At 70.6% G+C, this 1,485-nt stretch carries 3 protein-coding genes; 2 read left to right on the top strand and 1 reads right to left on the bottom strand.

The window, feature by feature from the left end:
- The coding region (locus ACYVO6_RS41450; protein ID WP_461070742.1) for a hypothetical protein at window positions 1-189 on the top strand (189 nt) is incomplete at its 5' end.
- A gap of 171 nt (window positions 190-360) precedes the next feature.
- Here ACYVO6_RS41450 and ACYVO6_RS41445 read toward each other — a convergent pair.
- Window positions 361-969, bottom strand: a complete 609-nt coding sequence (locus ACYVO6_RS41445; protein WP_461070740.1) for an SDR family oxidoreductase — start codon at window positions 967-969, stop codon at window positions 361-363.
- A 36-nt stretch (window positions 970-1,005) separates the two neighbouring features.
- Between ACYVO6_RS41445 and ACYVO6_RS41440 the strand changes: the two genes are divergently transcribed.
- The gene (locus ACYVO6_RS41440) at window positions 1,006-1,248 is read left to right on the top strand and encodes a DUF5302 domain-containing protein (RefSeq protein WP_461070738.1); all 243 of its coding nucleotides are present in this window, start codon (window positions 1,006-1,008) and stop codon (window positions 1,246-1,248) included.
- The last annotated feature ends 237 nt before the right edge of the window (window positions 1,249-1,485 follow it).

Here is a 1,485-nt window from a genome sequence, read left to right as displayed (position 1 = left end):
CGGCTGCTCGGGGCGGCGGCCGCGGCCCGCGCCTCGGTGGGCGCACCGCTGCCGGCGGGTGAGCGCGGCGACGTGGACCGGGTGACGGCCGCGGTACGCGCGGTACTTGGCGAGGCGGACTTCACGGCGGCGTTCGAGCGGGGCGCCGCCTCGGACCCGGTCAAGGAGGCGGAGTCGCTGCGGGCCTGACGCGTCAAGGCGCAACGGGGCATGACCCCGGGCACTGGCGCCGCGCGCCCGCGGAGGGGGCGCGGCGGGCAGCACGGTGCGCGGAGGGCCTCGCGGTGCGAGTACGCGCCCCGCACTCGCACCGCGACACCCGGCCTGGCGCGTAGCCGCGCCCGGCCAGGCGGGGAGAGATCAGGCCGTGGCCAGGATGATCCCCTGGGCGAGGCCGCCGTCCACGACCACCTCGGTGCCCGTGGTGAAGGTCGCCTCGAAAGCCAGGAACAGCACCGCCGCGGCGATCTCCTTGATCGTGCCGTGCCGCTTCATCGGGCTGATCTCGTTCATCTCCTTCTCGTGGACGACCTTGTCCGCCTCGGTCATCGCCGGGTAGCCCATGGACGGCGTCTTGATCGGCCCCGGGCTGAGCGCGTTGACACGGACGCCGCGCGGCATCAGCTCGGCGGCGAAGCCCTTGGCGAAGGTCCACAGCGCGGCCTTGGCCCCGCCGTAGACGGTGATGCCCGGGTAGCCCATGTTGTCGGCGATGGAGGTCGTGAAGAGAACCGCGCCGCCTTCGTTGATGAGCGGGGCGAGACGCTGCACGGTGAAGAAGGCGCCCTTGGTGTTGATGTCGAAGATGCGGTCGTTCCTCAGGGGCCAACCGACACGTTCGAAGCCAGTTGCGCCGAGGCCGTAGCCGTCGGCCCTGGCGCTCGCAGCCGGGCCGGTGCGAGATAGCCACGAGCGGCGGCCGCTGGCGATGCCGGCCGCGGGCGTCTCATGCGGTGCCCGGCATGACAAGCTGTGCTCTCCACTGCCCGAACCCAGGAGGTCACCATGGCCGCAGAGTCTCCATCACCAGAAGGTTCGGAGTCAGCCGACGTCGAGAGCCCTGTCCTCTCGCCCGACGATGACGGCCAGGACGACCTGAAGCGCAAGTTTCGAGAGGCCCTGGCGCGCAAGCGCGGCATGCAGGCGGACGCCGCCGACATCGCTGCGAACACCGATGCGTCAAAGGTCCGCGGCGCGCACGGCCCGGCTGCGCACCAGCGGTCGTTCCGACGCAAGAGCGGCGGTTGAGTCCAAAACAGCCGCTGGATGGGATTCGGCAGGACACCGCCCGGCAGTCATGCCGATGAGTTGGGCTGGGTCCTGCCGGGTGACGAGGGAAGGGCCGTTCAGGCGGTGCGCAGCGGCTAGTGTGATGCGCCTGAAATCGCGGGCTTAAGTCTGTAGCCTGTTTTCATGTCTCGAGGTCCTCGTGCCGTCGAAGTTGTGCTGTCCGATGAGGAGCGTGCCGAGTTGCTGCGCTGGGCG

The organism is Streptomyces pseudoechinosporeus (assembly GCF_054783935.1).
Note: the sequence above shows the minus strand (reverse complement) of the source record. Positions and strands in the feature narration are given on the sequence as shown.

What these genes read in the sequence shown, in the direction of transcription:
- ACYVO6_RS41440 (WP_461070738.1), top strand. Translation starts at nt 1,006, where the DNA reads ATGGCCGCAGAGTCTCCATCACCAGAAGGTTCGGAGTCAGCCGACGTC.